We start from the raw sequence: 22153 nt of genomic DNA, 5'->3' as shown, positions 1-22153 counted from the left end.
CAGACATTCACTAAAATGGCTTCTGGTACCACTGATACCTATAAGACATGAATCCTTCTACGCCTTCATTATAACAATGCTGATGTTGAAATTCTTTCGGAAGCAAAAATAGAGACGAAAATCGCGGATTTCCTTAATAGAATTTTAATCCATTTTAATGAAAAGTTAATATATAGGGAAAGAACAAGTGCGTTTTCCTTCTATTTTTTTAATGATATTTCGTCAATAGCTAAACGCAAAGAAATTACTGATTTACAAAACCTTAATCTTTGTTAACAAAACCTTAATCAGTTAGCACATAGAACCTTCTTTATTAATTTTGCCTTTATGATTAAAAATAAAAAACTGACATACTGGTTAAGTACTTTAATTCTTCTTTCTATCATCAGTATTTTAATATTACAGGGGTATTGGATTTCTCATTCCTATACCAAAGAACATAACGAGTTTAAAGAAAATGTTCATAAAGCTTTATCAGAATTTGATCTAAATCTATCAATTAAAAACCGTCAGATAATTCTTCTTGATGACCATATCGAATATGAATATGAATATTACTCTCCTGATTCTACCTATAATTTTTACGGGAGCTATAGAATCGAAAAAGAACAAACAAAGGATGTCACTTTTGACAATCAATTATTCGCTGTAAGAAAGGAGCAATTCAGACAAATCAATCAATTTTTCAAAAAAGACAGCCTTGCATTTCCCAATCTACTGGAAGAAGTCGAACTTACTATCACGCAACAGTGTGTAAAATGTAGGGATTACAAAGTTTTTAATCTGGATAGTATGCTAACGGTATCCTTAAAAAAATTTGGAGTTTCTCTTCCTTTCCAGTTTGGCGTCTATAATAAAAATAAAAAGAAATGGGATTATTTATCCGATAAGCAAATCGATACACTTACCCTAAGTCAAACCACATATCAAAAACCATTTCAGGCTTCAGTAAAAAAAGACAAGAGCTTTCACCTCTTATTGCAAAAAGAGGACCGGTTTATCCTACAAAAGATACAAACTGTCATCGCATTATCTATTGCGCTGTTACTTTTGATTTCGGCAAGCTTCTTCTATCTCTTACGATTTGCCTTGCAACAAAAAAAATTATCTGAGATGAGAACCAGCTTCATCAATAATATGACACATGAATTCAAAACCCCTGTCGCTAATATTCTACTAGGAGTGGACAATATCGAGAATGCTCATATCATCAATAAACCAGCAGCAATTCAAAATTTTACAAAAATTATTCGCAAAGAAAGTATTCGAATTAATGAAATGGTCAATACCATTCTGGAACACGCACAATTAGACAGAGGTCACTGGAGGCTTAACCTAGAACATGTAGACATGCATCAGCTTATCAAACAGTTATTAGATATATGGGTTCTGCCTGTTCAGGAGAGAGGAGGAAAAATCACGGTTGATCTCGCTGCTACAAAAATGACGTTATTTGCGGATGAGGCTTTACTATATCAGGCGATTTCTAATATTCTGGACAATGCGAATAAATACTCTTTAGACACGCCAGATATTACCATTCAAACTTATAATACGATCCACTCATTACATATTAAAATTACAGATAAAGGAATTGGTTTTTCTGCCCTTGAAAAAAAGCATATTTTTGAAAAATTCTACCGTATTCCTACCAAAAACTTACACGATGTAAAAGGATTTGGGCTTGGGCTTAATTACGCTGAAAATATTATTCATTTTTTTAAAGGAAAAATTAATGTAGAAAGCGAAAAAGGAAAGGGAAGCTCTTTTGAAATTGTATTACCAATATCTTAATTATGACAACCGTTTACAAAGATAAATTTCAAGTTTTATTAGCCGAGGATGACAGCAGTTTTGGTATGCTGATGAAAAGTTATCTGGAATTACATGAGTATGAAGTTACGTTGGCTCCTGATGGGGTGCAAGCCATCACTGCTATTACTAATAAAAAATTTGACTTGTGCATTCTGGATGTAAACATGCCGCGAAAAGATGGGTTCACTCTTGCAGAGGAAATAAAAAAAAGGTACCCTGGGATACCTTTTATTTTTTTAACTGCTAAAGCCTTAAAAGAAGACCAGCTTAGAGGTTACCAGATAGGAGCAGATGACTATCTCATTAAGCCGTTTGACTCCGAGTTACTGCTGATGAAGATTTCTATTGTCATTCATAGAAACAATGCTATTAAACAGGTAACTACGCCTCTTTTATATACTATTGGTAGTTTCGAGTTTAATTATGAAACCAGGCAACTTTTTCTCGATAAAAAAACAAAAAAACTAACTCCAACAGAAGCTGAATTGCTTCGATTGTTATGTGAGTATGATGCCAGAAAGCAAGTACTTCCCAGAGAAAAAACGCTTCTTTCTATATGGAAATCTGACGATTATTACACTACCAGGAGTATGGATGTTTTTATTACCAAACTCAGAGGGCACTTAAAAGAAGACCCTAATTTCCAGATTGAAATCATCAATATTCACAATAAAGGATTCAGGCTAGAAATCCAGCCCAAATCAAAAAATTAGTTTCTGCTTTTTTCGCAAATCAATAATGGGTAAATATGTATATACTACTGCCAAAACCCCTGCTAATACGGGAACTACTCCGAGAATGTATGCTTTATCAAATCTAAAGCCCTCTGGTAATAATTGCAAGGTAACCAATAATAGTACAAAGCCTATTCCTATGGCTATTCCACCGTTTTTCACCCCTTGAATTCTGGCAAATCGCAACCACTTAAAATCTTCTTCATGTAATATTGACAATTTTTCTTTCTCGATTTCCTTATACGTTCTTTTTACTACATCCAGGGTCACAAAAAACGGAAGTAAAAACAGTAAGGGTAAAAATACCTTAGCCATTGATTGCTCTCCTTCAAAAAACGCCAGCGATTCGAACTTTAACAAGGAGTAATATTGTATCAAATAATTCAAAATACAATTAAAAATTCCATTAACAACAGCCCTTTTAAATAAGAACTTACGTAATGGTTCATGATTCTTTAATACGGTCAGCATACTAATTTCAGGTCTTAAGAAGATTATAGATCAAAGTGCTACTTGTTGTGGTACCAATCTTTCCAATTGTTTTACCGCTGCTTCAATGCCTCCTGTGGCTACAAAAGAATCTCTCACATTTTCTGCTGCCATTCGATAAGAAGCATTCGTCAATATAGAGGTTATAGCTGTTTCCAATTCTTCTTCCTTTAATCGTTTGAAACGCAATCGAATCCCACAACCTAATGCATCTACTCTTTCTGCGACTCGAGATTGATCAAACGCAATCGGTAGTACAACAAGAGGCAAACCATTGGCTATACTCTCACTAACAGTATTGTACCCGGCATGACAGACTACTCCATCCAGATAAGGCAATACTTCTAATTGAGGAATCCTTTTTTGGACAATAAAATTATCCGGCCATTCTTCGAATAAATCCGGATCTGAAATTACCACCACAATCGTATCTGTATTGCCCATAACTGCGATTACCTTTGACAGAAAATCTTTCATTATTTCTGACGGAAAAATAGTCCCTATGGAAACTAATATTTTTTTGTGGTTACTTTTTTGTAATCGATCAAAGTCAAATTCCATATCAGAAGGACGTTTTCCTATAGAAGGACCAAAAAACTGGTATCGTTTATCCAGATCATTTGCACCCAAAAACATCGATGACGCAAATACCATTGATAAGGTTTCTGAACAGACAATTGGTTGATCTGTCAATACTCCTAATTCTTGTTGTAATCCTACTACCTTTGAAGCTTCCCACTCTACAAATTTCGGATATTCTTCAGAGGGCATTATTGCTGTAGGAGCACTGAGAGAGGTCACATACGGAATCTTATTTTTATACGCATAAATTGCTCCTGCAAATGCCTGATGATCTGAAATAATTACATCTGGCTTAAACGCTTCGATATACTCAGGTATATGCTTACTCATATATCGTGCTAATGGCACCAGTACATCTTCAAACAGAACTTTTACGCTTTTTAATCCAAATGTTCTGGGAATATCTTTAAACATTTCCTCCAGATACTTCTTTTCATCTTCCTTGGTTTTATATTTTTCCTTTTCTATCTGATAAAAAATAGCTTCATCAGGTAGTAAATACGAAAAATCAGTAATACTAACCCATCCTACCTGATGTCCTTTCTCCAGTAAAGAAATTCCCAAGCTCAAAGTAGGGTTGATATGTCCCCAAAACGGAGGAACTATAAATAAAAACTTTGCCATTGTGATTTACTATTTTGTTAGTTCATATTAATAAGTGAATGTCTATACGCTATTACTAGTTGATTAATTCTCTTACTGGGGTTTGCAAAAAATGTAAGATATTATCAAAGCTATCTCCGGGATTTTCCATAATAAACCAATGTCCTCCATTTTTCAGGAAATACGATGTACTTTCTATGTGATTATGTAGCCTTTCTGCTTCTTTGAGACAATCAGATTCTTTTCCAAACAGGAGTAATACCTCGGATGTAATTTTCTCTAAATCTTCTTCGGGAAAAATATCTTCGCTGAGTAAATCTTCTAATAAGGTTGTCTGCTGACACAAGAATTCGAATGTTTTGAACATTGAAATTCCCAAAAATTTTCTCTTCTTATCTGTTTGCCCTTCTACAAAAGCAGTTTCTCTTTCTATGTTATATCTTTTTAATACATCATTAGGGAGTTCTCTTTTCACCTTCTCGATATCTGTGATCTTATTTTCTTTCATATATCGATGGATCATAGTGTGCTGTGTACTAGGACACTCTATAAGAACGATTTTATCGAATCGTTCTGGAAATTGTATTGCGCATTTTAGCGCTGTTTGCGCTCCAAAACTATATCCTAAAATATGAGCTCTTGCTATTTTTTTGCGATCCATAAGACCAATCACATCTGATGCAATTGTTGTCAAATCATACCCATAGGTTACTTTTTCTGTTTTTCCATGTCCTCTTAGATCAAACATCAGTACATGATATTTTTTGGCTAATACAGGGGCTAATGTAAAATACCATTGTGCCAATGTGCTTACCATTCCTGATACCATTACAATGGTTTGAGAACCTGAAGGGTTAAGCTCCTGTACATGAAACTTTACATTATTAACAGTGATAATTGCCATATTGCTATTTTTTTAGTTAGTGGCTAATATTGCTTTTTCCAGGTAAGCAACTACCTCTTTTAATGTCAGGTTAAAAATCTTTTCCATTTCCATAGAGGACATCCAACCTGCTAGATCTACATGTTCTCCATACATGCCTTTTACCTTATCTGCAAATTGTACAATTTCAATACTCTCCATCTCCAGATCGTCCGTAAATGAGCAATCTTCATTAATATCTTCCAGACTTAAGAAATCTTCGCCTACTACCTCTATTATCATCTGTTTTAACTGTAGTAATATTCCGTCTGCTGTAACAGGTCTTTCGTTTACTTTATCCATGCTATTATATAGTTTTTATATCGTTTTGTTTGAATCCAGGTATCTTCTATTTTGATACGCTCGTCCTTAATTTCATTTATTCTTATTTTTTTAGGAGCTCCTCCTAATCCTATTCCCATTGATTTTCCATAAGCTTCTTTTGCCGACCATCCTCTGGTGATCCATTCCCAATAAGCTTCTTTTTCTGACAGAAGAGCAACTTCCTGCTCATGAAATGAAACTGCTATAAAGCCTTCTCCCCTATCTTTTATTTCTTCTAAATCGATGCCCGGATTTCTGATTGATGAAACAGTGGCTACTGCCAGTTTTTCTTTATGTGATAAAGAGACATGGATTCCCTCCAACTCATTTCCTTCTCCGGTAACATATGGTTTTCCCGAAGGGTCAGAATGTACTGTTATCTCCCCTGGGAACAACTGATTTCCTGTCGTATCAGCAATATACTTACACACTGCATCCTTGATAGCTACTTTTCCCATTAACCAAGAACGTTGTTGAGAAAGCTTTAACGAATTAAACACTTCTTTTTCTTTAGAATTCAGGTAACGTCTCATGACATACCCCCAGGCAGTAACTCGCTTATAGTGTCCGTGAAATAATGAGATTCCTGGCAAAATTCCATCTGACAATTTATGTGCTCGTATTGATCTATAAGTTTTAGACATAATAGCATCAAAGCCCAGTCGTTTATTTTGCCAACCTGTAATGGTCGCCCATACCTGATCTCCTTTGTAAAGAATCATTTTAGCAATCAATATTTCGTCAGTTTCTTTTTCCAGTCTGCATACACATTTTATAATTCCGTCTTGTTTCAGAAAATCATCAAAAAACTGAATCTTTCTGATCTTCATTGGGAATGCCACATAATCATCAGATAACCCCCAATGGCACCATAATCCGAATAGTTGTCCTGCATTATCAAGTAAAGAACCTTTTCCTGTTCCTCCTGAGATTAACGCACTCATTCCTTTGGTTCCGTTTTGCAAAAACTGTCGAATTCCCTGATAGGCTTCGCCATGAAACATATGACGTTCTTCATACACCTGCTTTTCTGTTAATGGGGCTGGTCTCTCTTCTCCCAAATCTTCAATCTTAGTATAGGGAGGTGTTTTATATTCATCACCTATGCTGATCGTTGCTGTAGCATACTCTCCAAAAGAAACTACGGCATTATTCGCATCTTTCCAGGTTCCACTGAGCGTTATATGTACAGGACTGGCTGCTTCCATCCATTTAAATGCCTGTACATCTCCTATCGCAATGATTTTTTTAGCGACAGTCTGCTCCAATACACTTTCTGCCATAATCTCAATAAGCATGGTCATGGGAACTACGGGAAAGAAATCTTCTGGATATATCCATCCTTCTCGTTGTTCATACATTGCATGGTCTTTCAGCTCGGGGTATTTCGTTAAAGAGATCTCTATTGTCTTAGAGAAATCCTCAGGAATCGGTTCTTTTGTCAAAACAGTATCTCTATCAGTCAATTTCAGATAATGATGCTTCTCCCCTGCTGTTTTTAGTTGTTTTTCCAGTACCTCAGTAATTGCTAACTGTGCTTTCTGAATGCTTTCAAAATTTTCCTGAAACTGTTTCAATACCGGGTGTTTATGGGTAACTTTCTCATGAGTAGGAATTCGTTTCTCATAGTTTGAAGGAATTTTTATATCTCCAAAATCCTTGATCAACGTTTGCCCTAATGCCAGTTTAATTTCTTTATTTTTTACTTCTTTCTCTATACGATTCAAGAATGAAATCCCTTCTTCTCTTCCTTCTACAAACAAAGCTGCTATCACTCGCTGAATCTGATTAATTCCCGTTCGTTTTGTACTACTTGCCGATATTCCCGAATATTGCATTCCTTTCAGTATATCATCTGTAAAGCCTATCAATCCTCCTCCTCCTATTTGTATAAACACACGCGCTCCCTCTTCGTACAATTTTTGTGTTAACTCTCTAAAACGTACTGGTTTTAACAAATTATCAACGGATAATTCTTTTATTCCCTCGATATCATCCGGATATGGAGCAACAGTGGTAGCAGACCAAATAGGAATACGGGGAGCGTTTTGTATACAAACATTAATATCTTCCAGTTCTTTGGCATACTCCTGAAAAAAAGGAGAGTGAAAACCGGACTGAAACGGCAATACCTGATTGAATATTTGTGCCTCGTCCAATATTCTTTTGCAGATATCCAGCGCATATTTTTTACCACAAAGAATTACCTGGTGATGACAATTATCATGAGAAAGGTATATATCTTTTATCCCTTCAATAATTGGACGAACTTTCTCTAAACCACATCCAACTACCAGAAAAAACACATCCGGAACACTTATAGAGCTCAATCGTTGTTCTGATAATGTTTGTAAGGTGGTTTCTTTTTCACAAATTCCTGAAGACATATATCCAACCCATTCTCCCAGACTATGACCTGCTATCACATCTGGAGTTATATTCATTTTTTTAAGAGCCGTATCTAAAATAATACTACAGGCAAATACACTCATTACAGAGCCTACCAACTCTGTATTCTTTTGATACGTTAATGCAGGAATATCAAAATAACGACAAACATCTTCTGTCGTACTATCTTCCAATCCATCCAGCCCCGGAAAAAGAAAACATACTTTTTCTCCATTTTGAAGTAAAGGAGTACTCGTATACCAAATGTCATTTCTATTTCTCCAGGATCGACCTCTTTTTATAATCTTAATTGCCTTCTTTATGCGTTCAGGAGTAGGGTTGAACAATACAATACGGTGATCTCCTCTTCCCAGTTCCGTTTCTTCATTCTCCAATGCATGGATTAATGCACTCCCGGAGGTTCTTTTTAATAAAAGCACAGGGTCTTTCTCTATGTTACTTTCTATTTGCGAAGCATTTTGTTTCTTAGCAATATCTCCTCCCTCTAATACGACATGGGCATTAATCCCTCCAAACCCAAACGCATTGATACCCGCATATCGAGGCGTATCAGATTGTTTCCAGTCAATTTCTTCTTGCAAAATTGAGAATTTACTCCCCGATAATATATCTAAGGGTTCATCACAATGTAATGTCGGAGGTTGTTTTTCATGATATAAAGCCAGTGCTGTTTTAATCACACCTGCAATTCCTGAAGCTGGCATTGTATGACCTATCATAGACTTGACGGTTCCTAAACCGACTTGCGAGGTTCCTTCTTTCTCTCCAAACACCTGTTTAAGGGTTGTTATTTCTGTCTTATCTCCTAATACTGTTGCTGTACCGTGCGCTTCTATATACCCTATATTTGTTTTATCGACTCCTGCATTTTCCCAGGCTTGTTCAATTGCTTTGGTTTGTCCTGATACGGACGGGCTCATCAGGCTTGTTCCTGCTCCATCACTAGCAATTCCCACTCCTTTTATCACTGCGTATATTCTATCGTTATCTGCTAGTGCCTTTTCCATTTTTTTCAGGACAACCATTCCACACCCTTCTCCAATAACAAGACCATCTGCTTCTTTATCAAATGGTCTGATCTGTTGCTTTCTTGATAAAGCTCCTAATTGGGTAAAAAGGCTATAAAAACTCTCATTCTGACATAGATGAATCCCTCCCGCAAGAACAAGATCACATCTTCCTGAATTGAGTTCTCTTACGGCATGGTCAATGGCTATCAAGGAGCTGGCACATGCTGCATCCACAGTATATGCCGTCCCTCCAAAATCCAACCTGTTGGCTATTAATGATGCTACCAAATTAGGGATTAACCCCATTGTGGTATCTGCTCCATAGCGTCCTGTTTGTGCTAAAAATGTTTCTTTTACTTTGATTAATTCTGAGGGAGCAATATCAGGAAGTACTGTTTTTAATAAAGTAACCAAATGCTCTCCGGTTCTCATTTTTTCTGATACCATGGAAGAACGTATTCCTGGATAGTTTCCTTTCCCTAAAATAATTCCGGCTTTGTCCAGCGCAATATTTTTCTCAAAAACCCCTGCATCATCCAGAGCTTTTTTTGCCATTTTTAATGATAGCAGGTGATCAGGATCCATCCCTTCTACAGCTATGGGTAAAATTCCAAAAGCTACCGGGTCAAATGCTGCAAATTCATCTACAAAACCACCTCTTTTGCAATAAAATCTATCTATTGCAGAGGAAGAAGGATCATAATATGTTTTATCCCATCGATGGTCAGGGACTTCTGTTATGGCATCTACTTTATTAATAATATTTGACCAAAAAGTGTCTATATCTCCTGCTCCGGGAAAAACACAGGACATTCCTACTATAGCGATATCAGTTTTATTCGTCATGGTTTTTTTATTGTGTGAACTATTCTTTACTCAGCCATGATCAATACCTGACTATCTGTTCCGTATTTTACTTCATTTATAAAAGTTTCTATTCCTTCTTCCAGCGGAATCAAGCCTATTCCTCTACGTTCGTATTCTTTTTCTAGGGAAGAGGATACCATGCCTGCTCCTTTCCAGGGTCCCCAATTGATTGAGATCACTTTTCCTTGTAAGCGTTCTTTTAATTCCCAGGCATATTCATCCAACACGCTATTGGCTGCAGCATAATCAGTTTGTCCTTTATTTCCATAAACGGATGCTACACTGGAGAACAATACCACAAATTGTACATCTTCTCTCAATTTTTCTGCGATGATTCTAAGCGGGGTAACCTTCGTCGTGAATACTCTTTCAAAAGATTCTATGGTTTTGTTTTGAAATAATTTGTCTTCCAAGAGTCCTGCGCCATGGATGACCCCATCTATTCTTCCAAATTGGTCATACAGGGAATCTATTAATTCTTCCAGCCTCTTTTCTACTCTGAGGTCTATCGAATGATAGGTGACTATGGCGCCATTTTTCTCTAAGGATTTTATGGTGCGTAGCACTTGATTCCTTTTGAACAATTGCTTTGCTTTTGCTTCTATCTGTGCCGGTTTCTTTAATATTCCTTCCTGGATTAGTTTCTTTTTGATTTCTGCTATTGAATAGGTGGTTGTCCAACGATCTTCTTTTTCTTTTCTAGGATCTGAAGATCTTCCTACCAGCACATAGTTACACGGATATTCCTGAGAAAAGCGCACCATCATCTCCGCTGTTATTCCCTGAGCTCCTCCTAGAACAAGAACGACCCCATCTTTATCAATAGTCATCTCAGGTGTTGATTGATTCGTTAATGTTTCCCGGACTAACTCAAATGTTTTCCGCTCTGTATCATCATAAAAAACTTCTGCATGATCATCCACTAGTACTAACTCATCTATTAGTATTTCTGCAATGCGTTCTTCGGATAATTGGGTCTCCAGATTTATGGTTTTGCATTGTACTTGTTCCCACTCCTTATCCAAACTTTTTAAGAAACCGGCATATCCCTGAAAGTTTCTTAGCATTTTTAGATCTTTTGATGTCTCCAAATAACTTTTTAGATCAGATACCGCATATACCCATATTGCTTTTTTAGCATCTAACTGCTGTACCTGTGATACAAAATCGGTGATTTTAGGTCTTTTGGGAGATGTTAATATGTCTAGTAATATCAAACCATCATATGTATGCAGTTCTTCATTTTCTGACACAATGGTTACTAACATTCCTTTATCTTCCAGTTGTTTTTTTATGGTTTGAACCAGGCTACTCCCTTCGTCCGTTATAGCAATTTTCTTCCCCTCCAATATTCTTTTTTCTTTTGGAGCCCCCGCTTGCCTGGTCAAAGTGATTTTTTGGCGTGTCAGTATATTTTCTTTTGTAACTGAAGCCTGTTCTTCCATTATGTGATCAGTTGAAGTATCTGAAATATCATTATTGGAGATCCAGGTGATCAATCCCTGTATGGTTTTAATCGCTGTTAACTCTTCTATCAATTCTTCTTCTGTTTTACCCTTTACTTCAAAACCTCCCAAAGCCGTTCTCAACTCTCCTATAATTTCCATTCTTTTTATAGAATCAATACTCAAGTCTGCTTCCAGATCCATTTCCATTCCCAACATCTCTTCCGGATATCCTGTTTTATCTGATACGACCGCTATTAATATTTCTTGTACATTTTTCTTTTTAGGCATTTCAGTTGCGGCTACAGTAATATCCGTAGTTTCTTTACTTTTCTGATTGTGTTCCTGTAACCAATTGATCAATCCTTTTAGCGTTTTGATTGCTGCCAGTTCTTCTATCAATTCTTCTTCTGTTTTACCTGCTACCTGTAACCCTCCTAATGTTTCTTTTAATGCCCCAATGATCTCCATTCTTTTTATAGAATCAATACTCAAATCTGCTTCCAGATCCATTTCCATTCCTAACATCTCTTCCGGGTACCCTGTTTTATCAGCTACAATACTCAGTAGAACAGTCTTGACATCTATTTCTCTTTGCACTTCTTTAACAGGAGTTTCATTACTATGAACTTGCCCATTTTGTGGTGTTCTTTTGAGAGCTTCAATTGTATGCATTACTTCTTTCGAACCTTCATAGTGTCCGGGAACAGGCTGCCCCAAGTATCCAAGAATAACATCTCGCTGAGCATCTACCATGGATTTTACATTGGATAGATATTCGTGAATCAGAGCTTCTCTTTGTGTGATATCAGGAGTATACATTGTTGTTTGTTTGGCGTTATGTAACTGAATTGCGGATGTTATTGGGAATGCTCCATGCTTAGGCATCTCTCCATAGAGAGGTCTTGTATAATGTCCATTCACCAACCAGGTTGTTTTTGGTTTCTTATAATGTTCTGGTTGATCTAGATCTATCAGTGCCTTTTTTCTTCCTTCGAATAGTTTTTCATAGAGAATCGTTTTTCCGGTGGCTATATATTGGGCGATTGCATGCAACAGATATGGAATTCCTTCCTGATTTCGATGTTCTGTATCAATTGCAATTACTTCATTACCCAGACAGCTTTTTACTAATGAGGTCAATACATTCCCCGGTCCTACTTCTATAAATATTCTCGCATTGTCATCATACATTTGCTGCACCTCTTCCTGAAATTTTACAGGTTGTATCAGATGATCCGCCAACCTTTCTTTTATAGCTTCTTTACTTGTAGGATAATGTGTTGCTGTTGTATTGGACCAAACCTGATATTTTGGTACTTCTATATCGATGGTTTTTAAATACCGCAGATAATTTTCTTTTGCTTTTTTAATAAGAGGACTATGAAATGCGCAAGCGACTTCTATTCTCCTGCAAGCTATTTTATGATCTTTTAATTTCTTTTCCAGTTTTGTTATCGCCGCTGTCGTACCTGCTACAATTTGTTGTGTCGGAGCATTATTATTTGCCAAGGTTACTCCTTCTTCTGTAGCTATTATTTCTTCCAGTCTTTCTTTTGCTATAGATACAGACAACATGGTTCCGGGATCTTCTTCTATAGCGTCTAAAATTGCCTGTGCTCTATGAATACTTAACGGAACTAATGTTTCTTGTTTGATAGCTCCGGCAAAACACAGGGCTGGTAATTCTCCATAACTATGACCTGCCACCATATCCGGGACAATTCCCAATTGCTTTAAAAACGAGGCTATAGCCATATCTACAATTCCTAAAAGAGGTTGCGCTACCTCCGTACTTTTGATCGCTTCTTTTTGTGCCTTTTTAGAGTCTGTATCAAAAACAGTAGCTGGAAATACCAGCTGCTCCAGCTCTTGGTGCTGTTCTATTATTTTTCGCATAGATGGTAAGGACACAAAAAGAGCTTTGGCCATATTCACTCGCTGGCTTCCCTGACCTGGAAACATAAAGGCTACTTTTCCTTTTTGAGGATGGGTTCTATATACTCCGGATACTTTTTCTGACACCAAGGTTTTTTCCATTTTTTGCAAAGCATCCAAGGGCGTACTCGCTACTACAGTAACCTGAATCGGAGCTTCATTATATCGAAAGAGACTATAAGCGATATCTCTTAGTTTCAGTGTTTCATTTACCGAAAGTATAGCTACTGTTTTCTTAAGAACTATCATCGCTTCTTCATAGGTTGTTCCTCTGAATACTAATAATTCTGATGGCCAAACTTCCAATACTGACTTTGGAGATATTTCTTTTCTGGAAGCTTCTAAAACCGTATGAAAATTAGTTCCTCCAAATCCAAATGCACTTACTCCCGCATATTTCTTTTCGTCATTCCATAATCCGGCTGTAATATTAAATGAAAAAGGGCTGGTGGTTTTATTATAAAACGGATTCGGATTTTCTAACTGAATTGTCGGAGGTTTTATTCCGTGATATAATGCCAAAGCAGTTTTAATAAGACCTGCTAACCCCGCTGCACATTTAGTATGCCCTATTTGCGTCTTAACCGACCCTAACTGCACTTGATTTTTTAAAGCACCTGCCTGTACCATCAAGGTATCTAATGCACTGATTTCTGTTTTATCACCTACTACAGTTCCTGTTCCATGTGCTTCTATCAGAGTGATTTCTCCAGGGGAAACCCCTGCTTGTTCGTAGGCTCTCTCCAGAGCTCTGAGCTGCCCTGTTTTTCTGGGAGCAGTAAGTCCCAAACTTTTTCCGTCACTTGCTCCTCCCACTCCTTTGATAACAGCGTATATACGATCGTTATCTCTCTCTGCATCTTCCAATCTTTTTAGTACGACTACTGCTACGCCTTCTCCCAATGCGATCCCATCTGCTTCTTTGTCAAAGGTTTTGCACCTTCCTTTTTTTGACAATGCATGGGTGTTGGAAAACATTAAATAGTCATTGATCCCATTATGTAGGTCCGTTCCTCCTGCCAGTACCATATCTGATTTTTCTAAAACCAACTCCTGACAGGCTAATTCTAAGGCTGCCAAAGACGATGCACAAGCTGCATCTACAGTATAGTTTCTTCCTCCGAGGTCTAACCGATTCGTAATTCTCCCCGAAATAACATTGGCTAAAATCCCGGGAAAAGAGTCCTCGGTAAACTTTGGTAATGCTTCGTCTAACTCAGGAGGAAGTGTCCCAAATACTTGTGGGTAAAATGCTCTGAATCCATAACTTGTCGCCAGATCATTTCCTCCTTCCGCTCCAAAAATTACAGATACATTTTCCCGTTCTGTAGTATGATCCGAATACCCTGCATCTTCTAATGCACGCTTAGCAACCAGCAGGCTCAACAATTGTGAAGCATCAATAGAGGCTAATGATTGTGGAGGAATCCCAAACTCCATAGGATCAAAATCTATTTCCGGAATAAATCCTCCCCATTTTGAATCCGACTTATCGCATGCTACCGAATCATTATTATAATAAATATCTTTATTCCATCGATCATCAGGAACTTCTGTTACACAGTTTTTCCCTGTAACAATATTTGTCCAGTATTCGTCCAGATTTTTAGCTTCGGGAAATACACATGACATTCCTACAATTGCTACATCAAGAGATTTCTTATGTCGCTGGGGGTACGCAGGTACGCTTGCCTTATGTATCATCTCGATACTACCTTCAGTAATCTCTTTGTGTAACTGATCCATGGTAGTAACTTTATCTCTCAAAGCTGCCACATCGCCAATCATATACATTCCTGTCTGTAGCTGCTCCGCATCAGAGACTTTTTCCAGTATACTTCCTTTTCTTTCTATTCCTTTGGAAGCTATTCGCAATCGACCGACATTTAATTGTTCTAATTCTGCCCATATTTCTTTTTTATCGGTGCCTTTGGAGATATAATTTCTTTTTTCGCGTGTAAAAAAATCAACATAAGGGGTTTTTAGACAACGGGTCTCATGCCCTGGAGCTGTTTCCAGTAAAGTTGTTTCACTTTTTTCTATTGCCTGATGCTGAAATTGAGGTAATATGGCACCACTTTCTACGGCTTCTTGGGTAAAGAGATATGAGGTTCCCATCAAGACCCCTATTTTAGCCCCTTTAAATGCTAATGGAGCTGCTATTGTACTTACCATAGCTGCGGATCTTGCATCGTGAATTCCTCCTGCAAAAAGAATACGGATATCTTCCAGGTTATCTTCTTGTAATAATCGCTCTACTTGTCGCTCCCATAATACCAGACTCGATAGTGGTCCGACATGCCCTCCACATTCTCTACCTTCAAAAACAAACCCTCTGGCTCCTTCTTTGAGATACATATCTAATAAACTGGTAGAAGGAACATGTAAGAATGTTTTGATTCCAATAGCTTCCAGGGGCTTTGCTTGCGAAGGTCTTCCTCCTGCAATTAATACTACCGGAGGTTTTGCTTCTTTTATATAACTTAATTGTTCTTCTCTTACTTCTGCCGGAGCAAATCCCAGAATTCCAACCCCCCATGTTTTATTTCCTAATAATTCTTTAGTTTCTGAGATCATTGTCTTGGCTTTTTCTCCTTTGACCAGAGATAAAGCGATAAAAGGGACCCCTCCTGCTGTTGCTACCGAATTAGCAAACTCCGGGGTATCACTAACCCGGGTCATTGGTCCCTGAGCAATCGGAAATCGAATAGCCAAATCTTTTGCCAAAGGATTTCCTTCTTTCAAAACCGATTCTGATTTTACTTGTTTAATATGTGCATGAATGGCTTCTTCTAATCCAAAAATCATTTTTTTAAGACTTCTGAAACGCTCTTTGAACCCTTTTGCAAAAGAAGCATCCTGCCCCAAAGAAATATAACCTTCCTTGTGATTGAGTGCCCCCAGATACGATCTTATACTTCCGGAAGAAATAGCTGGTGAATCCGGACGAACCAATACTCTATTCCCTTCTATAATTTTGGTAGTAATACCATCCGGCTTTTCTAGTATTTTTTTAGTTTCATCCGATAATCTTCCTTTAGAAAAAAGAGCTAACTGACTGTCTAGAACTACTCCCCTTGCTCCAGATAAAATAAATGCAGGCGCTGTATGCATTCCTATTCCTCCCTGAATCCATATGGGTTTTTCTATTGTATTTATTAACTGCTGAAACATGATAAAAGCGGAGGTATCTCCTACAAAACCACCAGACTCGTTCCCTTTGATAATAAGCCCATCAACAGCCTTCTTTTTTGCTATTTCTATCCCTTCTTGTGCACTATTCGCCTGAATAAAGACTTTTTTATTTTCATAATTATCAATAGCTGTCATTGTATCAGAGATAACCAATGTTACCTGTTCTGGAAGTGATAGATCTATCACTCCGTTTTTAGTCATACAAACTCCAAAAGGCTTAGTGGTCTTACGAATAATTGATGAAATCGCTTCTTCTGCTATTTTTTTATTATATCCTAAATGTAGAATGGGAAATGCAGTTGTTTCTAATAGTGCTATAAGAAAATCTGAACATGGGTACTCAAAAGGAGTAATAGCTATAATCTTGTGTGAATTCATAATGCTGGCAGCGTTAAAAAGGTTCATAAGAATTTTAATCAGAAGTAGGTACAATGATCCGATACATATAAAATGATGTACACTGAACCTGCTTCTCTTTTTTTAAAAAAGCAAAAGAAGCTCTGTTCTCTAATCTATTTATTGAGAACTTTTATAAAAAACAATTACGTGTATACCGAATAGAACAACAGAATATATCTGAGCTATGAAACAAATTGTTTTATAAACTTTTTAGGTGTAATAGTTGTATTAAAAAGGAGAGTATCGAGGTTACATATAATATTATATAAAGAAAAAACAACCCTCCTTATTAAAAAGAAATCAGTATTCTATATATTGAGATTCTTTCATAATTAAGTTTAGTTTAGGTTTAAAAAGTAATTTAATTGGTTTATAAACAATCAGCGGTTATACTGAAGTACCTATTATTAATACTGATTGATTATTTGGTTATCTTAAAATTACAATAACTTTTTTCTAAAAATGTTATCGAATTGTTAATTTGATTTTTATGAATCTAAAGGGGCTTTTAATGTATTTTTTCTCAAAAAAGGTGTTTTTTTTTACTTCATTATCAACAATAAAAAAAAGGAGAATTATCATACAATAATTTATTTTTACACTTTATTGATTTTGAAGCTACTAAAACATGAAAATTATAATTTTTGGCGCTTCCGGTTCTGGTACTACCACATTGGGTAGAGAATTAGCAAAAGTGCTTTCCTGCCCTCATTTAGATGTTGATGACTATTACTGGAAAAAAACAGTTCCTCCTTTTCAGCTAAAAATACCTCTTAAAGAGCGTAATCTTGCCTTATGGAAAGATTATTCCTTACATCCATCTGTCGTTCTTAGTGGGTCATTAGTAAGCTGGGGGCCTGAATGGGAACATGCTTTTGAGCTTGCTGTATTTTTATACATTCCTCCAGGCATTCGATTAGAACGCTTGCGAAAAAGAGAAGAATTGCGTTATGGAACTTCCCTGAATACTGATATAGCAATCCGGAAAAACTCTTCTGATTTTCTAAATTGGGCAGCTCAATATGATGATCCTAATTTTGAAGGAAGGAGTATCAGCATTCATCATCAATGGATACAAAAACTCAGCTGTCCTGTTCTAAAAATTGAAGGAGATACCACCCGAAAAGATCGCTTACACAGTACCTTGGAACAAATACACATATTAAAAAATAAAAAAAAGCCACTTGAATAAGCGGCTTTTATAAGTTTCCTTCTTTCTTAATAGCTTAGAACTCCAAACGGATTTGTTCCCGAATCATGTGCTGAAATTTCTTCTAATTGTCCATTTCTTTTTATGCGATAAAAAACGACTTTGGTTGCTGTCCCTCCTGAATGAGACAAAAATAAAATGGTTCCTCTCCTATTGACTGCCAGATTGTGAGGTATATCATATGTTGTTGTTATCTCAGAAACTACTTTATTCGTATATCGATCTAAAACTCCTATTTTATTTACACCAATTCCTGTGGTAAAGATAAATCGCCTGCTATTGGCTACTCCATGTGTAGACTCAAACGGAACTTCTCCCAGTTTACTCAGGTTAAAACGGCTAAATACTGTCAATTTATTTTCATTTTGAGCCGGCACATATAATTTATAGCCAACTGGTAATAAATGGGCATCTCCCCCTACTTCTTCATGTTTTAGATATTTCATTGTTCGCGTACTATACATCACTACATAGCTTTTATCAGCTCCATCTAATATCGTTACATATGCCGCAACTCCACTAGGTGAAATGGTCACATCATGCTGTACTGCATTTTCTGTCAATTCCGGAATTTCATTCACCGGCAAAGACAATGTTTCTATAACTGTATTGGTATTCAAGTCAATGACAGAAGTTGTTTTTGATACGATATTATTAACCCACAACTGTCCTACACGGTCATTCAACCACATATGAAAAGCACCTTCTTCTATATCAATTTCTCCCTCTAACTCAAAAGTAGCACTATCATAATACACGACTTTCTTATTAATGAAATCTCCCACATATATTCTACTTTTTCTTCTACTATGTGCTAAATAAGTGGGTTGTGCTCCTGGATCAGGAAGTGTGATGTCTTTGATAAATTCTGTATTTTTTGCATTAAAAACACTCACAGTAGCAGAACCTCTATTGGCTACCAGAAAATATTCTTTTCCCGAATACCATGATCTATCGTTCTTTTTTTGATCCTGATCCCCTTCTATTACTTGATTCTCGGAAGTTGCAATATCCGTATCACATGATAACAATAATACGCATACTCCCATCATTAAAAATAAAACTGCTTTTTTCATTGTGTGAAATATTAAATAATTAGATAATTTGGTTTGTATAACATTATTAATTTACACATAAAACACAGATTTACAGACAAAAAGAAGAAACACCCTCTTTTATTTAATGTTAAAAAAAAATTAAAAATGTTAAATAAATTATACTGTTTTCACTGATAATATTTCAATTTTTCCCGTATCTCATTACAATTATCTTCATAAAAAAAACGTATTGAATAATGGAATCATTATTCAATACGTTTTCTCTATTCAGAAAAAGTTATACCGACTGTACGAAGTAATTTTATGCTTAAAAATTAGCTATGACACCAGTTGCTTCATGAAATGCATTGACAATTCTATCTACAATTTCTTTGGGATTTTTCAGAATAAAAAAATGATCTCCATGCATCCACTGTATTTTTTGAGGAGCATCTGTTTTTTCATTCCATGCTTTGATACAATCAATTGAAGTTTTTCCGGGACCTTCTCCTATTTCTTCTTCTCCCATACAGACATATAACGGCATTGGAAATAATGAAGTCATTGGAGTAAATACGTAGTCTTCAATAGCTTTGAAATCTCCTTTGAGAATCGGATAATTCAAATCCAAAAGATCTTCATACTCCAGTAACTCTTTGGGTAACCCACCCATCTCTTCTACTTCTTTCCAAAAAACATCTTTGGGAAGTGTTGATTTCTTGGTAAAGGTGACTTTATTCGGAGCTCCCCTCCCGGTAAAAAATAAACATTCCGGAAGCTTATATGATAACTGCATTAATGCTTTTGTTAATTCATATCCCAACAATGTCCCCATACTATGACCATATATCATATAAGGGCTTTCCTCTATATGAGGTTTTATCTGCCTAAGCAAATCTTCTATCATCAGAGAAATATCTTCCAGACGTGACTCTTTAAATCGACTCCCTCTTCCTGGTAACTCTAATGTTATCCACTGTATAGAAGGGGGAACATGTTTTTCTAGTTTTCTAAAACTATACTTATTTCCTCCTGCAAATGGCAATGCTATAATCTTCATGAATCTTTATACATTAATTTTCTTTCTCTAAAGATATTCTATTTATACCTAAACTGATTTTTTTTCTTTTTTAATCGTATAACAAATTTGATGAATACGACTCTATAATATCTTTGGATACCTCATCTGCATATGTAAAAACCACCACCGTCCTGTTGACTTCTTTTTTTAGTGGTAATACTCTATGTACGGAATCACTTGCTCTCATAAAATAGCTTTCGCCTTGATCCAGATACCCTCGAACAGCTTTATCAGTTCCCAGGTCTTTTATATCCAATGAATTGGGAACATATTCTAATTCCCCTCCTCCATCTTTTCCGGGAGATTCCAAACAGGTAATTAATACAAACGGATATGTGTCAACATGTCCTCCATGAATATCATTTTTTTTATGGAGTCGATGTATTGCATGTCTATCCGCAATATCAGGTGTTGGGAATAACTTATCTCCAGAAATTTCTTCGAGAAAAGCAATCAATTCTTCTTCCTGATATAGTTCTGTAATCATTGAGGATTCATTGAATATAACATTTCCTGATACTGTACTAATTTTTCTTGGAGTAAATTCCGTATCCTCCATTAAAAAGTCTTTTCTTTTGGAGTATGTATCTAATAAATGTATGGCTTCATTAAATAGTGTCTGAAACTTGTCTTTGGTAAAAAAGCCCGGGAGTTTAACGTACTTATTTTTCTGAAACTCTTCTTTTAGGCGATGCATATCTTCATACGCTATAATGGGTGTTTTTTTTGCTATTGTTTTCATTGTGTGAACTTGTTTTAATACATTATTGATATAAACAAAGCTGTAATGGCTTTCTATTTTTGCCAGAAACAGTCGTCTTTTAATATATGCTGGTTATTTATTTGGTAATTGAGATTGTAAATGCTTAGGACTTGCACTAATGGTAGTTTACTTCATAAAAAAAGAGATAAGAAACTCCCTATTTTCAGGCCTCAACTAATTGATATGCCTCTTTTAATTCTTTTATATTTTGAAGATTCTCTAGAATTTTATCAGCTGGGGGACCAAAATCCAATAGGCAAACGATTTCGTCTACTCCTGCCTCCATAACTTCTTTTACTAATGCATGACATGATTCTTTATCCCCTATCATGCCTTTCGTATTTGTAAACCGATCGTATAAAAAATCTACAAAATCATCTAATTCATCCTCTTCTAAGTTACTTAGAGAAAAACTTCGATCTCTATTATGTGCCAAGCCTTCAAAGAGTTTTCTATTTCGTTTCAAAAAGCTACAATACGGATCTCTGGCTTCTTCTTTTGCTTTTTCATCATCTGTTCCTATATACGTATGAAGCATTAAAGATACTTTTCCTGCTTTTGGATCAAAACCATGCTCAAGCCTTGCTTGTCGGTATATTTTAATTTTTTCTGCCAGCTCTTCCACTGTTTGATCTAATACAGATGTCAGAATATTAATCCCCAGTTCTCCTCCTTTCCTAAATCCATCTGGGTTTCCACTTACAGTAAGATGTAATGGGATTTCTTCTTGAACTAATGAAGGATAAATGCGAATGGGAGTCATCTTCCCGTCACCACTCAACCTATCAATGGTTTCTCCCTTCCACAGCTTCCTAACCACTGATAAGTTTCTATGCATTACCTCATGTTTGTTTTTATAATTGGAAGGAAAAAAAGCAAAATCACTAGGGTTCCAACCAGAAGCAATTGCTATTCCTGCCCTTCCATTAGAAAGATTATCTACCATTGCCCATTCCTCTGCTACTCGTATGGGATCGTGAAGTGCCATCACCACACTACCACTATTGAGTCTTATCCTGTTCGTAATACTAGACAATGCTGCCTGAAGTACAGCCGGATTATTATAAGCTCCTCCGAATTCTGTAAAATGTCTTTCGGGTACCCATACCGATGAAAAACCATTTTGATCCCCATAAATGGTACATTTTTTTACCAAATCATATATATTGTTTGATAAGGAATCTTCGCTACTGGCGAAGAACATAATTCCAAATTCCATAGTTTTGTTTTTAATTATCTAAATTGTATAGTTGATATCGACTACTATACGATGTATACTTAGGTTGTGATTTTTTGCTTAATTACAGAGATATATTGCTTTCATACCAAA

General features: G+C 36.3%; 13 protein-coding genes. 3 read left to right on the top strand and 10 right to left on the bottom strand.

The genetic code is table 11. From position 1 onward, the window contains the following. Positions 1 to 327 precede the first annotated feature (327 nt). Both ACFSTE_RS13110 and ACFSTE_RS13105 read left to right on the top strand, forming a co-directional pair. Complete coding sequence (locus ACFSTE_RS13110) at positions 328 to 1794, top strand: sensor histidine kinase (protein ID WP_378253483.1); 1467 nt, start codon at positions 328 to 330, stop codon at positions 1792 to 1794. Between the two features lie 2 nt (positions 1795 to 1796). Beyond that, positions 1797 to 2528, top strand: coding sequence for a response regulator transcription factor (locus ACFSTE_RS13105; RefSeq protein ID WP_176027142.1), 732 nt, complete (start codon positions 1797 to 1799; stop codon positions 2526 to 2528). Here the strand turns inward: ACFSTE_RS13105 and ACFSTE_RS13100 are convergent. From ACFSTE_RS13100 to ACFSTE_RS13075, 6 genes are read right to left on the bottom strand one after another with little or no spacing between them, the layout of a single operon-like run. Next, complete coding sequence (locus tag ACFSTE_RS13100; protein ID WP_176027143.1) at positions 2517 to 3020, bottom strand: hypothetical protein; 504 nt, start codon at positions 3018 to 3020, stop codon at positions 2517 to 2519. The genes ACFSTE_RS13105 and ACFSTE_RS13100 overlap by 12 nt on opposite strands. A 30-nt stretch (positions 3021 to 3050) precedes the next feature. Continuing rightward, positions 3051 to 4244, bottom strand: coding sequence for a glycosyltransferase (locus tag ACFSTE_RS13095; RefSeq protein WP_176027144.1), 1194 nt, complete (start codon positions 4242 to 4244; stop codon positions 3051 to 3053). 55 nt (positions 4245 to 4299) lie between these two features. After that, complete coding sequence (locus ACFSTE_RS13090) at positions 4300 to 5127, bottom strand: alpha/beta fold hydrolase (RefSeq protein ID WP_378253481.1); 828 nt, start codon at positions 5125 to 5127, stop codon at positions 4300 to 4302. A gap of 12 nt (positions 5128 to 5139) precedes the next feature. Continuing rightward, entirely contained in the window at positions 5140 to 5448 is a 309-nt protein-coding gene (locus ACFSTE_RS13085) for an acyl carrier protein (protein ID WP_176027146.1), read from the bottom strand. Further along, the gene (locus tag ACFSTE_RS13080) at positions 5436 to 9734 is read right to left on the bottom strand and encodes a beta-ketoacyl synthase N-terminal-like domain-containing protein (RefSeq protein ID WP_378253479.1); all 4299 of its coding nucleotides are present in this window, start codon (positions 9732 to 9734) and stop codon (positions 5436 to 5438) included. Before ACFSTE_RS13080 ends, ACFSTE_RS13085 begins: the two co-directional genes overlap by 13 nt. A gap of 26 nt (positions 9735 to 9760) precedes the next feature. Then, a complete protein-coding gene (locus ACFSTE_RS13075; RefSeq protein WP_378298175.1) occupies positions 9761 to 16711 on the bottom strand; it encodes an SDR family NAD(P)-dependent oxidoreductase in 6951 nt (2316 codons plus the stop codon). A 649-nt stretch (positions 16712 to 17360) separates the two neighbouring features. Here ACFSTE_RS13075 and ACFSTE_RS13070 point away from each other — a divergent pair. Continuing rightward, on the top strand, positions 17361 to 17924 hold the full coding sequence (locus ACFSTE_RS13070) for an AAA family ATPase (protein WP_378253475.1): 564 nt from the start codon (positions 17361 to 17363) through the stop codon (positions 17922 to 17924). Positions 17925 to 17950: 26 nt separating this feature from the next. Here the strand turns inward: ACFSTE_RS13070 and ACFSTE_RS13065 are convergent, their stop codons facing one another. The 4 genes from ACFSTE_RS13065 to ACFSTE_RS13050 form a co-directional block, all read right to left on the bottom strand. Then, positions 17951 to 19018 carry a YncE family protein gene (locus tag ACFSTE_RS13065; protein ID WP_378253473.1) on the bottom strand — a complete coding sequence of 356 codons (1068 nt, stop codon included), beginning with the start codon at positions 19016 to 19018 and terminating at the stop codon, positions 17951 to 17953. 289 nt (positions 19019 to 19307) lie between these two features. Then, the gene (locus ACFSTE_RS13060; protein ID WP_176027151.1) at positions 19308 to 20039 is read right to left on the bottom strand and encodes a thioesterase II family protein; all 732 of its coding nucleotides are present in this window, start codon (positions 20037 to 20039) and stop codon (positions 19308 to 19310) included. A gap of 70 nt (positions 20040 to 20109) precedes the next feature. Then, positions 20110 to 20802, bottom strand: a complete 693-nt coding sequence (locus tag ACFSTE_RS13055; protein WP_176027152.1) for a HalD/BesD family halogenase — start codon at positions 20800 to 20802, stop codon at positions 20110 to 20112. Between the two features lie 184 nt (positions 20803 to 20986). Further along, positions 20987 to 22042, bottom strand: coding sequence for a MupA/Atu3671 family FMN-dependent luciferase-like monooxygenase (locus ACFSTE_RS13050; RefSeq protein ID WP_176027153.1), 1056 nt, complete (start codon positions 22040 to 22042; stop codon positions 20987 to 20989). Positions 22043 to 22153: the final 111 nt, after the last annotated feature.

Origin of the sequence: Aquimarina hainanensis (genome assembly GCF_042684685.1) — a bacterium.
Lineage (GTDB): Bacteria > Bacteroidota > Bacteroidia > Flavobacteriales > Flavobacteriaceae > Aquimarina > Aquimarina hainanensis.
Note: the sequence above shows the minus strand (reverse complement) of the source record. Positions and strands in the feature narration are given on the sequence as shown.

Coding starts and splice junctions, on each gene's coding strand:
- ACFSTE_RS13110 (WP_378253483.1), top strand. CDS start 328: ATGATTAAAAATAAAAAACTGACATACTGGTTAAGTACTTTAATTCTT.
- ACFSTE_RS13105 (WP_176027142.1), top strand. CDS start 1,797: ATGACAACCGTTTACAAAGATAAATTTCAAGTTTTATTAGCCGAGGAT.
- ACFSTE_RS13100 (WP_176027143.1), bottom strand. CDS start 3,020: ATGCTGACCGTATTAAAGAATCATGAACCATTACGTAAGTTCTTATTT.
- ACFSTE_RS13095 (WP_176027144.1), bottom strand. CDS start 4,244: ATGGCAAAGTTTTTATTTATAGTTCCTCCGTTTTGGGGACATATCAAC.
- ACFSTE_RS13090 (WP_378253481.1), bottom strand. CDS start 5,127: ATGGCAATTATCACTGTTAATAATGTAAAGTTTCATGTACAGGAGCTT.
- ACFSTE_RS13085 (WP_176027146.1), bottom strand. CDS start 5,448: ATGGATAAAGTAAACGAAAGACCTGTTACAGCAGACGGAATATTACTA.
- ACFSTE_RS13080 (WP_378253479.1), bottom strand. CDS start 9,734: ATGACGAATAAAACTGATATCGCTATAGTAGGAATGTCCTGTGTTTTT.
- ACFSTE_RS13075 (WP_378298175.1), bottom strand. CDS start 16,711: ATGAATTCACACAAGATTATAGCTATTACTCCTTTTGAGTACCCATGT.
- ACFSTE_RS13070 (WP_378253475.1), top strand. CDS start 17,361: ATGAAAATTATAATTTTTGGCGCTTCCGGTTCTGGTACTACCACATTG.
- ACFSTE_RS13065 (WP_378253473.1), bottom strand. CDS start 19,018: ATGAAAAAAGCAGTTTTATTTTTAATGATGGGAGTATGCGTATTATTG.
- ACFSTE_RS13060 (WP_176027151.1), bottom strand. CDS start 20,039: ATGAAGATTATAGCATTGCCATTTGCAGGAGGAAATAAGTATAGTTTT.
- ACFSTE_RS13055 (WP_176027152.1), bottom strand. CDS start 20,802: ATGAAAACAATAGCAAAAAAAACACCCATTATAGCGTATGAAGATATG.
- ACFSTE_RS13050 (WP_176027153.1), bottom strand. CDS start 22,042: ATGGAATTTGGAATTATGTTCTTCGCCAGTAGCGAAGATTCCTTATCA.